Source organism: Mycobacterium shunyiense, from assembly GCF_058270075.1.
The window spans coordinates 136,607-153,242 of record NZ_JBZDPU010000014.1 but is presented as its reverse complement, the minus strand read 5'-3'; the positions used below and the strand labels follow the sequence as shown (position 1 = coordinate 153,242).

Below are 16,636 nucleotides of genomic sequence, written 5' to 3'. Positions count from 1 at the left end.
CGGGCACGCTTCTGCGACATGTGCGGGAGCGCGGTCGGTGAGCGGACGACAACCAGCGAACGCAAGCAGGTCACCGTGCTCTTCGCTGACGTCGTCGGCTCGATGAAACTCGCCGCCGCGGTCGATACCGAGCGACTTCGCGAAATCATGAACGAGTTGTTCAACCGGGCCGCGGTGGTGGTGCAGCGCTACCGCGGAACGGTGGACAAGTTCACCGGTGACGGACTGATGGCGCTGTTCGGTGCGCCGGCCGCGCTGGAGGATCACGCCCTGCTCGCGTGCATCGCGGCGCTGGAGATACAGACAGTGGCCACCGAGCTGGCCGCCGAGGTGGCCCGCCGTGACGGCGTCGCGCTGAGTCTGCGGGTCGGGCTGAACTCCGGTGAGGTCGTTGCCGGGGAGATCGGTTCGGGCGGCTACACCGCTGTCGGCCATCCAGTCGGTCTGGCCCAGCGCATGGAATCGGTCGCCCCCGCGGGCGGGGTGATGTGCTCCCTGTCCACCGCCCGACTGGTCGACGACGGAGCGCGGCTCGGACCTACGAGGTACGTCACGGTCAAGGGGTTCGAGGAGCCCGTGGCGGCACGGCAGCTGCACTCGGTCGAAACCGGCGGCGCCGTGCTGGGTCGAACTGCCGGTGTGCTGCTGGGTCGGGCCGCGGAACTGGATCACCTGCAAGAGGCCTTCGATTCCGAAGCGGGTGAGTTCGTCCGAGTGATCGGCGAGCCGGGTTTGGGGAAGAGCCGTCTGGTCAGCGATTTCGCGGCGGCGACGGAACGTCGGGGTGCCCGGATTGTGGTGGCCCGTGGTGAGGCACACGCCTCCGTGTTGGCTTTCCGCATGCTCTCGCTGGTGCTCCGCGGGATGTTCGGCGTGGATGGGCTGAGTCCGGATGCGGCGCGCAAGCGCACCATCGAACAGTTCCATGGACACTTGCCGGTGCAGTCCCCGGACGCCGGAGTGCTGTTCGAGGCCATGGGAATCGGTGACGCCGCCTCGCTCGATGCGAGCATCGCTCTGGAGAGCCGGCGGCGAAGACTGGTGGAACTCATGGCCACCGCGGTTCGGGTCGCTGACGCCCCGACGGTCTTCGTTCTCGAAGACGTGCACTGGATCGACGCCCCGAGTGACGAGGTGCTCGCCGATTTCGTGGCCGAGATCGGCGATGTGGCGACAGCCACCGTTGTCTCCACCTATCGGCCGGAGTATCACGGAGCGCTGCGCCGCGACCGGTCGTCGACCATCAGGTTGCACCCGCTACCGGCGCCGGTCGCGGCCCGCCTGGTCGGCCACCACCTGGGCGAGGACCCGTCGCTGACCGGGCTGGCTGCCCGCATCGCCGGCGTGGCGGTAGGCAATCCGTATTTCGTCGAGGAGATCGTCCGCGATCTAGCCGGCCGGGGTGTACTGGCGGGCAGTCGCGGGAATTACCGGATGACAAGTAATCTCGATCGCATCTCGGTCCCCGCGACGGTTCAGGCCGTCCTGGCGGCACGTATCGACCGGCTGTCGGCGCACGCCAAGCGGGCACTCAACGCGGCTTCGGTGATCGGCACGGATTTCGACACCGACACACTGCGCATGCTGCAACCGGAGGCTGAACCCGACGGGCTGCCCGAGCTGGTCTCTGCGGAACTGATCGACCAGACCGAATTCGTTCCTCGGCAACGGTATTGCTTCCATCATCCACTGGTCCGGACGGTGGCCTACGAGTCACAGCTGAACCGTGACCGGGCTCGCGCCCACGGTCGTCTGGCCGCCGCCATCGAGCGGCGGGATCCCGGGGCCGCTGACGAGAATGCCGCGTTGATCGCCGCCCACCTCGAGTCGGCCGGCGATCTCGTCGCGGCATATCACTGGTATATGCGTGCAGGACAATGGATTCGAGTGCGTGACATCCCCGCAGCGCGTGAGCAGTGGGAGCATGCCCAACGCATTGCCGACGGGCTGGCACCGGACCAGCCCGAGGTGGCCGACCTACAGGTGGCACCCCGTGCACTGCTGGTGTCGACCTCGCTGTATGTCGGCAACGACGACGCCACCGCGCAGCGCTACCGTGAATTTCGGGATATGGCAACGCAGACCGACGACATGAGATCGCTCGCCATCGGCACCGCCGGTCAGCTGTGGTCCCTCACCGTCAACGAGGAGAACCTGAGGGAGGCCGCGACGCTCGCCTCGGAGTTACATCGGATGGCCGAGGACGCCCGCTGGGACGCCGAGGCCACCGGCATCGTGGTGAATGCGGTCGCCTTCGCCAAGCTGGCCAACTGCGAGCTCGAATCGGGGCTGCAGGCCATCGACCTACTCGACGTCGACCGGACCCCGCCTACCGAACTTGCTCCTGCTCAGGCGCTTCGGGGTCTTCTGGAGTTGTGTCTGGGCCGGTCCGAGCAGGGACGCCGCCACCTGCACGAAGGCATCGAACTGGCGCAAGCCGACCGGCCGATGACGTTCACCCACACCGTGCTGTACGCGGGAGCGGCGGTGGCGCTGGGTTTGTGCCACACCGATGAGTTCATCGACTCCCTCGACCAGGCAGTGTTGGCCGCCGACACGATCGGGGACAGCAGCGGCGTCGTGTGCACACGGTGGGCGCGCGGCACCGCCGTACTGCGTGCGCTGCCCCGGCCCGACACCGAAGCGGTCAATGGCCTGCGGCAAGCACTTTCGTTCATCGACGCGCACAGCTCGATGGCATTCATCAAGCCCACCATCATCGCCGACCTCGCCGTCGACGCGGCCTACAACGGAGACCGCGAGCAGGCCCTCGCCGAGCTGCGATCCGGCTTCGCGAGATACGCCGCCGGCGGCTCCAAATTCTTCCTCGGACGCCTCGGGGAGACGCTCGTCGAACTCCTCATCGAGTCCGGCTCCGAAGAGGAGCGAGCCGAGGCACGCGAAGTGGTCGAACAGTGGCGAGGGCTACGACCGGGAATCGCGGCACTCGACCTGTGGTGGTTGCGGTCACGGGCCGTGTTGGCGCAGGCCGACGGGGACTCGGCAGACTACAGCGAACTGTCCGCGCAGTACCTGGCGCTGTGCGAAAAGCTGGAGGCCCGAGGCAGGCTCGATACCGCCCGGAGAATGACGTAGCCGTGGCGACGATCCTCGCCTACACCTCGCCGGCGCTCGGTCACCTGCTTCCGATGTGTGCGTTGCTGGCCGAACTGTCGGGTCGGGGCCACACCGTGCATGTGCGGACCTTGTCCGCCGGGCTGGATATCGCTCGGCAGCTCGGCTTCGCCGCCGAACGCATCGACCCACGGATCGAAGCAATTGAGATCGACGACTGGAAGGCTGCCAACCCACGAGATGCGTTGAAGTTGGGGGTTTCCTCCTTCGGTCAACGGGCCGGCTACGAGACCGCCGACGTCGCGGACGCTGTGCATCAGGTCAGGCCCGACGCGCTGCTTGTCGACGTCAACTGCTGGGGTGCCCAATCGGCAGCACAGGCGGGATCGGTCCCGTGGGCGAGTTTCGCTCCGTACACACTGCCTCTGAGTGCGGCCGGCGTGCCGCCGTTTGGGTTGGGCCTACCACCTTGGACTGGGGTGGCCGGCCGGCTGCGTGACGCCGCGGTGCGGGCCCTGGTGGTCAGGCCGCTTGAGAAGATCATGCTGCCGCCCATCAACCGGGTTCGTGCCGAAGTTCAGCTGCCGCAGGCTGATTCGATGGACGAGTTCCTCCGGTGCGCACCCCTGATCCTGCTGACCAGCGGTAAGCCGTTCCAGTATCCGGCCACCGAGTGGGGCGACGCCGTCCAGATGATCGGGCCCTGTGTGATGGAAACGGATGGTGGTGGCGTACCGGACTGGTTGGCCGAGGTTGACCGACCGATCATCCTGGTGACCACCTCTTCGGAGAAACAGGCCGACGCCGAACTCGCGGCCGTTGCCGTCCGGGCGCTGGCAGGCGAGCCGGTACACGTGGTGGTGACGATGCCGTCCGGGGTGCCACCTGACCTGAAATCGGCTGCGAATGTGACTGTGTGTCAGTTCGTTCCGCACGGCCTGGTTCTGGATCGCGCGATCTGCGCCGTCACCCACGGTGGGATGGGGGCGACGCAGAAGGCGCTCGCCCGCGGCGTCCCGGTGTGCGTCGTGCCCTACGGGCGGGACCAGCTCGAGGTGGCCCGCAGGGTGGACGTGGCGGGGTGTGGCACCCGGTTACCGGCTCGGCGGCTGACGCCGGATCGGTTGCGTGAGAAGGTGCGAGAAGCGGTGGGGATGGCAGCGGGAGCGCGTCGGGTGGCTGCCGGATTCGCGGAGACGGGCGGGGTGGAGTACGGCGCCGACCTCTTCGAGCAGCGGATACTCGGTCTGGCGTCCTGACGCTACTCTGGCGCACATGACCGAGGCTGCTGACGTCGATGCCATGTTCAACGAGGTGCTGCGCACCGAGGACGAGGCGCTGATCGCGGCGCGTCAGTCCGCACACGCCGCCGACATGCCGGCCATCGAGGTGTCGGCTCAGCACGGCAAGCTGCTGTCGCTGCTCGCGACGATTTCCGGGGCGCGTCGGGCGCTTGAGATCGGCACGCTCGCCGGGTACAGCACCATCAACCTGGCCCGTGGTGTGGGACCCGACGGCAGCGTCGTCACGCTCGAATACGAGCCGCGTCATGCCGAGGTGGCACGGGCCAATCTGGCGCGGGCCGGCCTGGCGGGCCGGGTCGAGGTGATCGTCGGCGCCGCACTCGACACGTTGCCGCGGCTGGCCGAACGTGGTGACGTCTTCGATCTGGTCTTCATCGATGCGGACAAGGAGAACAACGTCCGCTACGTCGAGTGGGCGATCCGACTGGGTCGGCCGGGCTCGATCATCGTGGTGGACAACGTGACCCGCTTCGGTCGGGTGCTCGCACCGGCGCCCGACGACGCACAGGCGCAGGCCGTGCGCGACATGCTGGAGATGATGGGTGCCGATCCGCGGTTGGACACCGCGGCCATTCAAACCGTGGGCACCAAGGGCTGGGACGGTTTCGCCGTGGCGCTCGTGCGGTAAACGACCTCTCGAAACGCCGCGAGCGTGCCTGTCCAATCAGCAGACACGCACGCTCGCGGAGTTTCAGGTTGGGGCTAAGCCAGCGAGTCCTGCGGCTCGCGCTGGATCGGCTTCGGCCACGGCTCGGGCTTGGGCCGCTGGCGCACCATCTGCGGCCACCAGAACCACTTGCCCATCAGTGCTGCGATCGACGGGGTCATGAAGGAACGGATGACCAGGGTGTCGAACAACAGGCCCAGACCGATGGTGGTGCCCACCTGGCCGATCACGGCGAGTTCGCTGACTGCCATCGACATCATGGTGAACGCGAACACCAGGCCTGCCGAGGTGACCACCGACCCGGTGCCGCCCATGGCGCGGATGATGCCGGTGTTCAAGCCTGCGTGGATCTCCTCTTTGAATCGGGAGACCAGTAGCAGGTTGTAGTCCGCGCCCACCGCCAACAGGATGATCACCGACATGGCCAACACCATCCAGTGAAGTTCCAGGCCGATCAGGTGCTGCCAGATGAGCACCGACAGGCCGAACGAGGCGCCCAGGGACAGCACCACGGTGCCGACGATCACCGCGGCGGCCACCATGCTTCGGGTCAGGATCAGCATGATGATGAAAATCAGGCAGAGCGAGGCGATTCCGGCGATCAGCAGGTCGTAGTTGGCGCCCTCCTGCATGTCCTTGAACATGGCTGCGGTGCCGCCCAGGTAGATCTTCGAGCCCTCCAGCGGGGTGCCCTTGATGGCCTCCTTGGCCGCCAGCTTGATCGGTTCGACGTGCGCGACGCCTTCGGGGCTCATCGGGTCGCCCTCGTGGCTGATGATGAACCGCACCGCATGCCCGTCCGGGGACAGGAACATCTTCATGCCGCGCTTGAAGTCGGGGTTGTCGAAGGTCTCCGGTGGCAGGTAGAACGAGTCGTCGTTCTTGGCGGCGTCGAAGGCCTGACCCATGGCGGTGGAGTTGTCCTGCATGGCCGCCATCTGATCCTGCATGCCGCCCTGGGTGGCCTGCATGGTCAGCATCATGGTCTTCATGGTCTTCATCGTGGTGATCATCGGCTGCATGTTCGCGATCATCACCGGGATCAGCGCGTTCATCTTGTCCATGTCAGGGACGATCTGCTCGAAATCGGCTGTCATGGTGTCGATTCCGTCAAGGGTGTCGAAGACCGACCTGATCGACCAGCACATCGGGATGTCGAAGCAGTGCGGTTCCCAGTACAGGTAGTTGCGGATCGGACGGAAGAAGTCGTCGAAATCCGAGATGTGGTCGCGCAATTCCTTGATGTCGTCGACCATGCCGTGCATCTTGCCGACCATGCTGTTCATGACGCCGCGCATCTGTTCCATGAGCGCGATCATCTTGGTCATCGTGTCGACGGTGACCTGCATTTCGTCGGCCTGTTTGAGCATGTCGGCCATCCGGTCCTGCATGTACTTCTGATTCATCGTCTGCGTCGTGCCCTGCATGCTGATGTTGAACGGGATCGAGGTGTGCTCGATCGGCGTTCCCTGCGGGCGCGTGATGGCCTGGACCCGGGAGACACCGGGTACGCCGACGATGCGTTTGGCGATCCGCTCGATCACCAGGAAGTCCGCGGAGTTGCGCAGATCGTGATCGCTTTCGATCAGCAGCAGCTCGGGGTTCATCCGGGCCTGCGAGAAGTGCCGGTCGGCCGCGGCGTAGCCGGTGTTGGCGGGTAGATCCGCCGGGAGGTACTTGCGGTCGTTGTAGTTGGTCTTGTAGCCCGGCAGTGCGAGCAGGCCGATCAGTGAGATGGCGATGGTGGCGATCAGGATCGGTCCCGGCCAACGCACCACCGCGGCGCCGATCTTGCGCCACCCGCGGGTGCGCATGGCCCGCTTGGGTTCCAGCGTCTTACCGAACCTGGTGGCCACCGTGATGATGGCCGAGCCCAGCGACAGTGCGACGAGCACCACCATCACCATGCCGATCGCCAGCGGGATACCCAGTGACTGGAAGTAGGGCAGTCGCGTGAAATGCAGGCAGAACGTGGCGCCGGCGATGGTCAGGCCCGAACCCAGGATGACGTGGGCGGTGCCGTGGAACATGGTGTAGTAGGCCTGTTCCCGGTCCTCGCCGACACTTCGGGCCTCTTGATATCGGCCTATCAGGAAGATGGCGTAGTCGGTGGAGGCGGCGATGGCGAGCATCACCAACAGGTTGGTGGCGAACGTCGAGAGCCCGATGATGTTGTAGTAGCCCAGGAAAGCCACCAGACCGCGGGCGGCCGACAGCGACAGCACCACCATGACCAGGGTGAGGAGCACGGTCACGATGGAGCGGTAGACCGACAGCAGCATGATGATGATGACCACGAAAGTCAGGGCGGTGATCATCTCGAGGCTGCGGTTACCGGCGATCTCCTGATCGGCCGACATCGCGGCCGGGCCGGTCACGTACGCCTTGACGCCCTCGGGTGCCTGGACGCTCTGGACGATCTTCTCGGTGGCCTCCACCGATTCGTTGGCCAGCGCCTCGCCCTGGTTACCGGCGGTGTAGACCTGCACGTAGGCCGCCAAGCCGTCGGAGCTCTGCGCGCCCGACGCGGTCAGCGGATCGCCCCAGAAATCCTGGACGTGCTCGATGTGCTTCTTGTCGGCTTCGAGCTTGGCGACGATCTCGTCGTAGTACTTGTGTGCGTCGTCGCCCAGCGGCTTGTCGCCCTCCAGGACGACCATCACCGAGCTGTTGGACTTGAACTCCTGGAACACCTCGCCGACCCGCTTCATGGCGATCATCGACGGTGCGTCGTCCGGCGTCATCGACACCGAGCGCATCTTCCCCACCTCTTCGAGCTGGGGAACGATCACATTGAGGACACCGATGATGGCGATCCAGCCGAGGATGATCGGGATGGCCAGGCGCCGGATCCACTTTGCGATCCCGCCGTGCCCGGCGGGCTGCGCGTGCTGTGGGCCGCTGACCGGGATCGAGTCGGTAGGAGTGTCGTAATTGCTCATGCAGATTTCACCAAGCAGAAGGTCTGGGCGTTCACGCCGTTGGAGGTTCTCTCGTCCTTGAGTTCGTCATCGACGGTGATGCGGCAGCTGATCGTGTTGCCGTCGCCCTGCGCGACGATGTTGGGGAACACCGACGGAGCGGTGGACTCCAGACGTAGCGTCCACGGCAGGGTCACCCCGTCCACGCGCTGAGGCTGGGCGTCGAGATCGAGGTAGTTCACGTCCGCCGTCGCACCGGGGACGCCGTAGATCTCGTAGACCACGACCTTGGGGTCGAACGGCTTGGTGTCATCGACCTTCGCGCTGGCGATGCCGGAGCCGGCGCCTGCGCCGAAGAACGTGCGCACCCGCATGACCGTGAATCCGCCTACCAACACCACCACGATGATGATCAACGGAATCCAGAACCGTCTCAACAGCTTCATATTCGCTGGTCGGCCTTTCGGAGGTCAGGTACGCGGTGACGTACCGGCTAGCGGCGAAGCTCCATTGCCACTTCGTGATCATTTCGGTGTCGGCGGATTCCCGCCAACATCTTTCTACGTCGACGTCCGGGGTGACGTCCCCGCCGGAATCGTCCCGGAACGGACTGACCGACACCTCTGAGATCAGCCGGCTGCCCGGCGCGCTCAGAGCAGTGATGTCGGCGACGAGTCGACGCTGTTCATCCGATGGAATGAAGGGTAGTACGCCTTCGACGCTCCACAGGGCGCTCCGGTCGGCGTCGAATCCCGCTCGGACCAGTGCGGCAGGCCAGTCGCCGCTGACATCGGCGGGGACTGGCCGCACCACTGTGGTCGACGTGGTGCCGGCCATGGCGGCGGTCTTGACGTCGAGGATCGCGGGATGGTCGACGACGTACACCTGGGTGCCTGCGGGCCAGGGCAGTTGATAAGGACGCGGGTCCAGATCGGAGGACACGAACACCACCTGTTCGATGCCGGTTTCGGCGGCGGCGAGCAGAAAGGTGTCGAGGAGTTCTGCCGGATATGACGCGCACGTAATGGGCATCATCACTCCTCCCCCGCAGGATTCCTTGCCGGATGTAAAGTGAAACCTATACAGTCGGCTAACTTCAATCAAGTTAGTTTGGCTATTGACGCTGTGATCTAGAACGCGTTCGGTACGCTCAGCGCGACGAAGGGACGGGTGTGGCGAAGGCTGTTGCGCCGCGTGGCTTTGCCCGCGAGCGGGTGCTGGAGGCGGCGCTGAGCCTGTTCGCAGAGCACGGCGTCAAAGGTACGTCGCTGCAGATGATCGCCGACCGCCTCGGCGTCAGCAAGGCGGCCGTCTACTACCAGTTCCATTCCAAGGACGAGATCGCGCTGGCGGTCATCCAACCCGTCTTCGACGACATGGTGCGGCTGGTCCGTATCGCCGAGGCGATGTCCACTCCGGAGGCGCGGCGGGAAGCCGCCGTCAGCGGCATGGTCGAGATGGCCGTGCGGCACCGACGGGTTACCGCGGTGTTCCACGGTGACCCGGTGATCGACGCTCTGGTGCACGATCGGGCGGAACTCCAGGACACGATCGAACGGCTCACCCTGATCCTGTTGGGCCCCGAACCCGACGCCACGGGCCGGATCTGCATGTCGGTCCTCGCCGCAGGTGTCTATGGCAGTGCCACCGATCCTGCCCTCAACGACGTCACCGACGAGGAGCTGCACCGGGTGCTGCTGGACTGCGCGCAGCGGTTACTGCCCGCAGTGGCGCCGGCCACGCCCGTCGCCTCCGGCTAGCCCCGTACCTAACCCCGCAGCGCCGACGCGAAGATCGCGGGCAGCTTGCTCCATCCGGGCGCCCCGGCGAAGTCCACCAACAATCGGCCCGTCGTCGCCGCGGTGCGGTTGTTGACGAACCACGGCGGCTTCGGGGACAACGACCATTCGCCGCGAAACACCGAACGCGGCGCCGGACGGAATGGGCCGTGGACCACCGTCCGCTCCGGGCGATCGAGCAGAAAAGCGTTGTGCACCACGCCGACTCCACTCTGGATGTCATTGCGCTTGTGGCCGGGGAATGCTCCCCAGGTGGCCGTTGCGGTCAGATAGCCGACGCCGGTCCACGCGTTGATCGCGATGGTGCCGTAGCGCAACTGCTCGACGAGGTGGTCGAACTTGTCGCCCATGGCCTTGATGGTGTCCGGGTGGGCGATGATGTTCACCCCGAGTGTGCCGACGAACTCGTCGTTGGCGACGCGTACCGCTTCCTCGGCGAATTGATCATCGGGCACGTCGAGTTCGATCACCCCGAGGACCGGACCGAAATACTCGGTGCACAGCAACGCTTCGCGGTCGGCGGGATCGACCACCAGGACCCGGGCACCCCTCGAGCCCAGGTGTTGTGCGTCCGGATACGACGTGTCCGCGCCGGCGACCCTGACGTCTGAGCCCGGGTAGTAGGCCGGGCGGGCAGGCGCATCGTTGAAGGCCTTGCGGATGGCGGCGATGAACTCGTCACGCTGCGCCCAGCGCTTGGACAAGACCACCACCTGCGCAGCCACGCAGTTGTAGCCGTTGTTGTGCAAGCGTTGCGTGACAACGTGATTGGCCTGGAACTCGATGTCGGCCGCGCTCCAGGAGCCGGGCAGCACGATCGTCGGGGAAACCCCGCCGAGTTCGGCGGTCATCTCCTTGTCGAGCACGGGTTCGTCAGCTGCCTTGCGCCGGGAACCCTCCTCGCCGGTGCCGAACACGATGGCGTCGTACGTCAGGGCGCTACCGGTCATGTGCACGTGGTCAACGAGCTTGTGCCGCACCAGATATGTGCCGACCTCGGCTCCGCCGGTCAGGATGCGGACCGCACCGACGGCGATGAACGGTGCCAGCACCTTGGTCAGCACGGGCTGTAACGGATCGGTGATCGGGTTGAGCTTGAGGGCCACCACCCGGTTGTTGGCGTACAACTCGTAGATGGTGTCCAGCGGCGCGATCGAGAAGATGTTGCCCGCGCCCAGCACCGCGCCCACGCCGTGGGTGCGGCTGGGGTCGCGTTGAGCCAGGCCGGCCGACCGGATGGCCTCGGCCTTCTCGATTCCGGGCTGCAACCACACCTCGGCACTGAATCCGGACAGCAAAAGTTGATCGAAGGTGTTGAGTGGCAGAGCTTTTACCGTGGTCCGACCGCCGGGAGCGTAGCCGAACTCGGCGCCGTCGAGTGGGCTGCGGCCCGCTTCCAGCTTGTTCAGGCTCTCCGACAGTGCGGCCAGCCCGGCGACCAGTGAGTACGGGCCGGACATCCATTCCTCGCCGACCAGGGGCGAGGCCGGGTCGAGTTGTTTGATCCCGACGGCAGCGTCGACCCACTCGGTGGCATGGCGCACGGTCAGGTCGCGCACCTCGTCGAGGAGTCCGCGGCGGGCCGCCAATGACAGTGAGGCCCAGGTCTTTTCGCCTTCGACGAGATCCTCGAGGGCCTGGTCGATCTGCGATTCGTTCATATCAGCTCACGCTCTTGTCGAATTGCATCAGTGCGTCGTGGTGGTTGTGGGCGTAGGGAGCCGGACCCTGCCCGATCTCCCGCTTGGCCATGATCTGACTGTACTGCTCGAACGGAGTCTGTCTGCCCCACTTCGCCCGGGCCTCGGCCGGCGTGTAGGTGATGGTGTTCCTGGCCGGGATGTCGACCAGAGTGGGGCCGACGATCGGCGTGGTGTTCGGCGTGGTGAGATCCAGGACTGCCAGTTCGAGTCGCGGCTTGGCGGCGATGATCCGCAGGAAGGGTCGCACCACGGCGCGTGCCGCGACATCGGCGATCCGGCGCTGGGGGATGCCGCCCAGCAGTCGCATCCACTGCGGCATGGTCGCGATGATGGCGGCGCGCATCGGGATGTTGAACGCCTTGCGCATCCAGCGCGGCATCCGCTCGGGCAGGATGTGGTAGCCCAGATCGACCAGGTAATCCATCATGCGCTGAGCGACCTCGGAGCCGACCAGGTCCGGGCGGAAGCTCTCGAAGTACGCGCGGATGCCCTCGCGGGTGCGGGGCACGTCGTCGGGATTGATCGTCTGGAACGCCGCGGCCCGCGCGCATTCCTCCCAGTACCGGCTCTCTTCGTCCGCCGACAGCTTGCCGGGGCCGAACATCTCGTAGCTTTTGAGGATCGAGTGCCATGCGGTCAGGTGGATCCACAACTGTGAGTGCGGATCGTTGGCGTCGAACGGGCGCTTGGTGATGGGCTCGGTGCCGACGGCCTTGGAGTGGATCTTGACCAGGATCTCGGATGCGTCGAGGACGGATTTGGCGTCGCCGAAGGCCACCAGGGCGAAGTACTGCATGGTCCGGTCGTAGCGCAGGCGGGTGCGGGCATAGACCTGCCCGGTGGCGTCGACGGCGGCCGCCAGGAACGGATCGAGGTGCTCGATGGTGACGGCGCGGGAGAAGCCGATCAGTAGCGAGGTTGGGTAGCTCCACACCTTCCAGGTGACCGACCCCGGGCCGAAGAAGCCGTAGTCCTCCGCCGGTGCCAGGGGTTCGGCAACTGCCGGCAGACCTGCCGCTTTGCGAAGCGCGATTACCGCGTCCATCTGCGTCGTTCCCTTCGAAATCTAGTGGTACGTTATGTACCAGTTACGGTATGGTACGTCATGTACCACTTGATTGGCTAGGGTGTGTCTGTGGCAACTGAGGGCAGCGGTTCCGGGAGTCGATGGGCCGGCCAGCGGGAGCGGCGGCGGGCAGAGTTCGTCGACGCCGCACTGTCGGCGATCGCCGAACACGGTCCGCAGGCCTCGACCGAGCAGATCGCCGCACACGTCGGGGTGACCCGCACCAAGCTCTACCGACACTTCGCCGGCGCGGCCGATCTGCAGAGCGCGATCGCGCAGCGCGCAGCCGAGATGCTCAACACCGAACTTGCCCCGCTGTGGACGCCCCACGGATCGATGGCCCAGATCATCGAGGCCGGCGTCGGTGCCCACGTCCGGTTCCTCGTCGAACACCGGAACCTCTACCGCTACCTGGCACGGTGCTCCCTGGGCGACGACGGCTCGGCGCCCGATGCCATAGCCGACATCCGGCAGACCATCGGAACTCAGCTGAATGCGTTGTTCACGGTGTATCTCAACGCCTTTGGCGTGGACACCGACCCTCAACCACTGGCGTTCGCCATCGTCGGGTTGGTGGAATCGACAACCGGGCGGTGGCTCGACCAACCCGGCTCAACCGCACAGGACCGGTTGGTGGCCGATCTCGTGCGGTGGATCTGGCTGTTGGTCGAGGACACACTGCGCGCCGGCGGCGTGTACCTCGACAGCGCCGAGCCGCTGCCGACGCCCGACGTGATCGCCGCGCAGGTCGAGAGCTACCGCGATCCGGAGCGCGCCCGCGTCTGAGCCTCTTCGCACCGCGAGCGTGCGTGTCTGCCGCCCGCCACGCCGCATTTCGCCGGCATTCTGCGCACGCTCGTGGCATGCCGAGCGTGGCTACGGTGTGAGATCCGCAACGGCCTGCGCGGCCGACGTGACCCGGTCCAATCGCAGCGCGGTCTCGCCGGCGTACAGAGCCGCGCGGTCCGCCCACCTCGCCGGCATGTCGGCGGTGAGCGTGATCGGGGTGAGGAACGGCAGGGCGGGGCGTTGCAGGCCGAGCAATGCGCCGTCACCACGGTCGGGGACTCGGGACAGCGGCGCGCTGAACTTGTTGATGGCCGCCGGCAACCGGCGGGCCGTGCCGTCCGGGTGGCACCACCGATCCGTGGTCGCATTCGGGATCACCCGATGACGTTCCGGCCAGGCGAGCCCGAACGCCGTCGTCTCAAGCGTCCTGTCCGCATCGATGACCCGCTGCCGGTAGACCGGATGCGCGCCGGACTCGTGGGTGAGCAGGAACCGCGTGCCGGTTACCACACCTGTAGCGCCTGCGGCGAGGGCCGCTTGCGTGTCGCTCGCCGTGGCGATGCCACCCGCGGCGAACACCGGGCGGGAACCGGCCAGTGCCAATGCCTTTGGCAGAAAATCGGCCTGCGCCACCGTGCCGACCAGATGCCCACCCGCCTCGCGGCCCTGCGCGATCAATCCGTCGGCGCCGTAGGCCAGCGCCTCCGCGGCCTGCCGTTCGGTGCCGACCATCACGATGACGAAAATGCCTGCGTCGATTAGTCGTTCGATCAAGGCACGGTCGATCGCAAACGCCATGACCGCGACGTCGATCTTCGTTTCGAGGCAGACCTCGACATGGGGACGGCGGGTGAACGGCATCAAGAGATTGACGGCGACCGCACGGCCGGGCGCCTGGTCGCGGACCGTTGCGATCTCCGCCCTGAGCTGCCTGGGCGGCAGGAGCCCCAAGGTTCCCAGTCCGCCGGCCGCTGATACCGCGGCGGCCAGCGGAGCACCGGCAATGCCGCCGCCCATGCCGGCCTGGACCACGGGCGCATCGAGTTTCAGCCGATCCGCGATATCCATTCCGCGATTCTGCGCCATGTGGGTCTGCGTGAGCGTGCGCAAACTGCCGACGTTTTACGGCGTGGCGGCCGACAGACACGCACGGTCGCGGTGCCAGAGCTACCAGCGGCAGACGTCGGCGCCCCAACCCGAGTCGACGGGGCGGAAAGCAAGCAGATGCCGTTGCCACCACGGCAATGGTGCCGCGAGAACAGGATCTTTCGTGGCGTCGTCCACGACGCGCAGTGGTCCGTCGCGAAGATAGGCGATTCGGATGCCACTGATGCCCGCCTCCTGCCACAGCATCACACTGCGCCGCAGCTCGAGCCAGGGAATGCGGACCGGGGGATCTTCCGACATCCAACGCAGCTGTCGGCGAAGGTATGTCAGGTCCTCCGACTGCTGCGGAATATCCATCCCGACCACGGTGACGGTGTCGCGCTGATAGTCGGCCAGCTGGAGTGCGGTGACGCCAGGCACCAGATGATTGGTGACGCCTTCCTCGGTGCGCAGGTTGGAAAACATCGAGTAGTTCGACACGGTCTTGAGCCCCACATACGACGTCAACCCATTGGCGAGAGCCAGCAGTGGGGCGAGGAGCAGCACCACGGGGCGAAAGCTCCAGTTCGGTGGACGGACACCTGCCGCCTGCGCGGAGTGGTACGCGCGCAGCAGCGCGACCATGAACGGCACCACCGCGACGAACCAGGTGAGCACCAGCAGGGTGTGCCAGGGCAGTCCGACCGGGCTCGTCGGCGAGTCGGCCGAACTCGACACCACACTCAGCAGCACGTGAACCGCAAAACCGGTGAGCGCCACGCCCCGCAGCGCGGAAGCGCGGACGGCCAGGGTCGCGAACACCTCGGTCGGAACCAGCAGTACGTACACCGCGAACACGACCGTGGCGAAGTCGTAGAACGACGTCATCGCCAGTATCGAGTGGAAGCTCACCCCAAGCAGCACGCCCCAGAAACGCAGCCGCGGCACCGCCAGCAACCCGAGAATCGCGGCCTCGGTAACCACCGCGGCGATGCCGACGACCTCACCGACACCCTGGCTCGGTGTCACATCGTCGAAACCGTTCATCCAGATGAGCTGGCCGAACAGCTCGCTGCCACACGAGGTCGCCGGGGTGAAGTACGCGCTGTTCAACTTGTCGAAGACCGTGAACAGGTAGACTACGAGCAACACGAGGCCAACCGGGCTCCGCGCGGCATCCAGCCAGCGTTCGACGAAACTGTCCGGTTCACCGGCCCGGTTCCGGACCGCACATGCCCACACGGCCGCGGTGCCGAGTGCCACGGCGACCAGCAGGCTCAGCACCAGATGGTTCGACGCCGCAGGCAGGCTCCGCACGGCCACCGTTGCGCCGGCGGCGACGGCCAGACCGGCGGCGGCCACCGAGCCGGGAAATATCAGGGCGGGCAGGGCGGCCAGCAATGCCGGAACCACCGCCAGCGGCTGACTGTCGGAGTAGTGGAAGACCAAGGCCATCGCGAAGAGCGTTGCGAACCAGCCGAGTTGCTGACGAGGGCCGGTGGGTTGACCCGTTCGGGCGTTGCTGCGCCAACGCATTGAGAACACCTTACTTGGCGCGGGCCTGCGGCTCTTGCGAGCCTCCGGAACGCGCCGCGATCTTGCCCGTCGCGGCGTAACCTGGAAAGCGATGGATGGGGGCGGTAGGGCCCAAACACCTTGCCGTGTAACGGAAAGGACAAGAAATGAGTACAGTCCATTCATCAATCGACCTACATCCGGACATTCTGGCCCTTCGCGCCGGCTATGACCGGGTCGCAGAGTCGATGGCCGCGCAGGTCACCTTCGGCCTGACGTTGCTGACAGCGATGTACGTCGCGCTGTCCCCGTGGATCGTCGGCTACGACGCCTTCAACCGGCTGACGGTCAACGACCTGATCGTCGGAGGGGCGATCGCGTTCCTGTCAATGTGTTTCAGCTTCGCGCTGGATCGCGCGCACGGCATGACCTGGACACTGCCGATATTCGGGGTGTGGCTGATCATCTCGCCGTGGGTGTTTGTCAGTGGACCGAGCGCCGGCATGATCTGGTCGCACGTGATCAGCGGCGCGCTGGTGATGATGCTGGGGTTCACCGCGATGTATTTCGGGATGCAGGTGCGCAATTCCGAAGCGCGGCACGCCTAACCAGTAGGCGCACCAAGAGTGACCAGCCGGGCCCCGGCTGGTGGGGACTCTGTGCGCCCGGGCCACGCCCCGGTATCCGAAGATGCGTCAATTTGCTACCCGC

13 protein-coding genes are annotated in these 16,636 nt (G+C 66.0%); 6 read left to right on the top strand and 7 right to left on the bottom strand.

Features of this window, described 5'->3' with window-relative positions:
- Positions 1-18: 18 nt before the first annotated feature.
- The 3 genes from AC4ELH_RS11735 to AC4ELH_RS11725 are packed head-to-tail and all read left to right on the top strand — an operon-like array spanning position 19 to position 5,007.
- Positions 19-3,096, top strand: coding sequence for an ATP-binding protein (locus AC4ELH_RS11735; RefSeq protein WP_498884562.1), 3,078 nt, complete (start codon positions 19-21; stop codon positions 3,094-3,096).
- A 2-nt stretch (positions 3,097-3,098) separates the two neighbouring features.
- Positions 3,099-4,334, top strand: coding sequence for a glycosyltransferase (locus tag AC4ELH_RS11730; RefSeq protein WP_448444203.1), 1,236 nt, complete (start codon positions 3,099-3,101; stop codon positions 4,332-4,334).
- A 16-nt stretch (positions 4,335-4,350) separates the two neighbouring features.
- A complete protein-coding gene (locus AC4ELH_RS11725; protein WP_448444200.1) occupies positions 4,351-5,007 on the top strand; it encodes an O-methyltransferase in 657 nt (218 codons plus the stop codon).
- A 74-nt stretch (positions 5,008-5,081) separates the two neighbouring features.
- Here the strand turns inward: AC4ELH_RS11725 and AC4ELH_RS11720 are convergent, their stop codons facing one another.
- Genes AC4ELH_RS11720 through AC4ELH_RS11710 form a run of 3 tightly spaced genes read right to left on the bottom strand, consistent with a single transcriptional unit; the run spans position 5,082 to position 8,999 of the window.
- Positions 5,082-7,988: an MMPL/RND family transporter gene (locus tag AC4ELH_RS11720; RefSeq protein WP_498884559.1), complete on the bottom strand. Its 2,907-nt coding sequence runs from the start codon at positions 7,986-7,988 to the stop codon at positions 5,082-5,084.
- Positions 7,985-8,365 carry an MmpS family transport accessory protein gene (locus AC4ELH_RS11715; RefSeq protein ID WP_254358843.1) on the bottom strand — a complete coding sequence of 127 codons (381 nt, stop codon included), beginning with the start codon at positions 8,363-8,365 and terminating at the stop codon, positions 7,985-7,987. The genes AC4ELH_RS11720 and AC4ELH_RS11715 overlap by 4 nt, the downstream gene beginning before the upstream one ends.
- On the bottom strand, positions 8,277-8,999 hold the full coding sequence (locus tag AC4ELH_RS11710; protein WP_498884557.1) for an SAM-dependent methyltransferase: 723 nt from the start codon (positions 8,997-8,999) through the stop codon (positions 8,277-8,279). Before AC4ELH_RS11710 ends, AC4ELH_RS11715 begins: the two co-directional genes overlap by 89 nt.
- A 140-nt stretch (positions 9,000-9,139) precedes the next feature.
- Between AC4ELH_RS11710 and AC4ELH_RS11705 the strand changes: the two genes are divergently transcribed.
- Positions 9,140-9,727, top strand: a complete 588-nt coding sequence (locus AC4ELH_RS11705; RefSeq protein WP_064880471.1) for a TetR/AcrR family transcriptional regulator — start codon at positions 9,140-9,142, stop codon at positions 9,725-9,727.
- Between the two features lie 8 nt (positions 9,728-9,735).
- Here AC4ELH_RS11705 and AC4ELH_RS11700 read toward each other — a convergent pair whose 3' ends face one another.
- Positions 9,736-11,427 carry an aldehyde dehydrogenase family protein gene (locus AC4ELH_RS11700; protein WP_064880474.1) on the bottom strand — a complete coding sequence of 564 codons (1,692 nt, stop codon included), beginning with the start codon at positions 11,425-11,427 and terminating at the stop codon, positions 9,736-9,738.
- A gap of 1 nt (position 11,428) precedes the next feature.
- On the bottom strand, positions 11,429-12,514 hold the full coding sequence (locus AC4ELH_RS11695; RefSeq protein WP_498884554.1) for an oxygenase MpaB family protein: 1,086 nt from the start codon (positions 12,512-12,514) through the stop codon (positions 11,429-11,431).
- A gap of 90 nt (positions 12,515-12,604) precedes the next feature.
- Between AC4ELH_RS11695 and AC4ELH_RS11690 the strand changes: the two genes are divergently transcribed.
- The gene (locus tag AC4ELH_RS11690; RefSeq protein ID WP_082941576.1) at positions 12,605-13,321 is read left to right on the top strand and encodes a TetR/AcrR family transcriptional regulator; all 717 of its coding nucleotides are present in this window, start codon (positions 12,605-12,607) and stop codon (positions 13,319-13,321) included.
- Between the two features lie 90 nt (positions 13,322-13,411).
- Here the strand turns inward: AC4ELH_RS11690 and AC4ELH_RS11685 are convergent, their stop codons facing one another.
- Both AC4ELH_RS11685 and AC4ELH_RS11680 read right to left on the bottom strand, forming a co-directional pair.
- Positions 13,412-14,392 carry a nitronate monooxygenase gene (locus tag AC4ELH_RS11685; protein ID WP_498884552.1) on the bottom strand — a complete coding sequence of 327 codons (981 nt, stop codon included), beginning with the start codon at positions 14,390-14,392 and terminating at the stop codon, positions 13,412-13,414.
- 99 nt (positions 14,393-14,491) lie between these two features.
- The gene (locus AC4ELH_RS11680) at positions 14,492-15,946 is read right to left on the bottom strand and encodes a hypothetical protein (protein ID WP_448448020.1); all 1,455 of its coding nucleotides are present in this window, start codon (positions 15,944-15,946) and stop codon (positions 14,492-14,494) included.
- 146 nt (positions 15,947-16,092) lie between these two features.
- Here AC4ELH_RS11680 and AC4ELH_RS11675 point away from each other — a divergent pair, with 146 nt between their 5' ends.
- A complete protein-coding gene (locus AC4ELH_RS11675) occupies positions 16,093-16,533 on the top strand; it encodes an SPW repeat protein (protein WP_064880480.1) in 441 nt (146 codons plus the stop codon).
- The last annotated feature ends 103 nt before the right edge of the window (positions 16,534-16,636 follow it).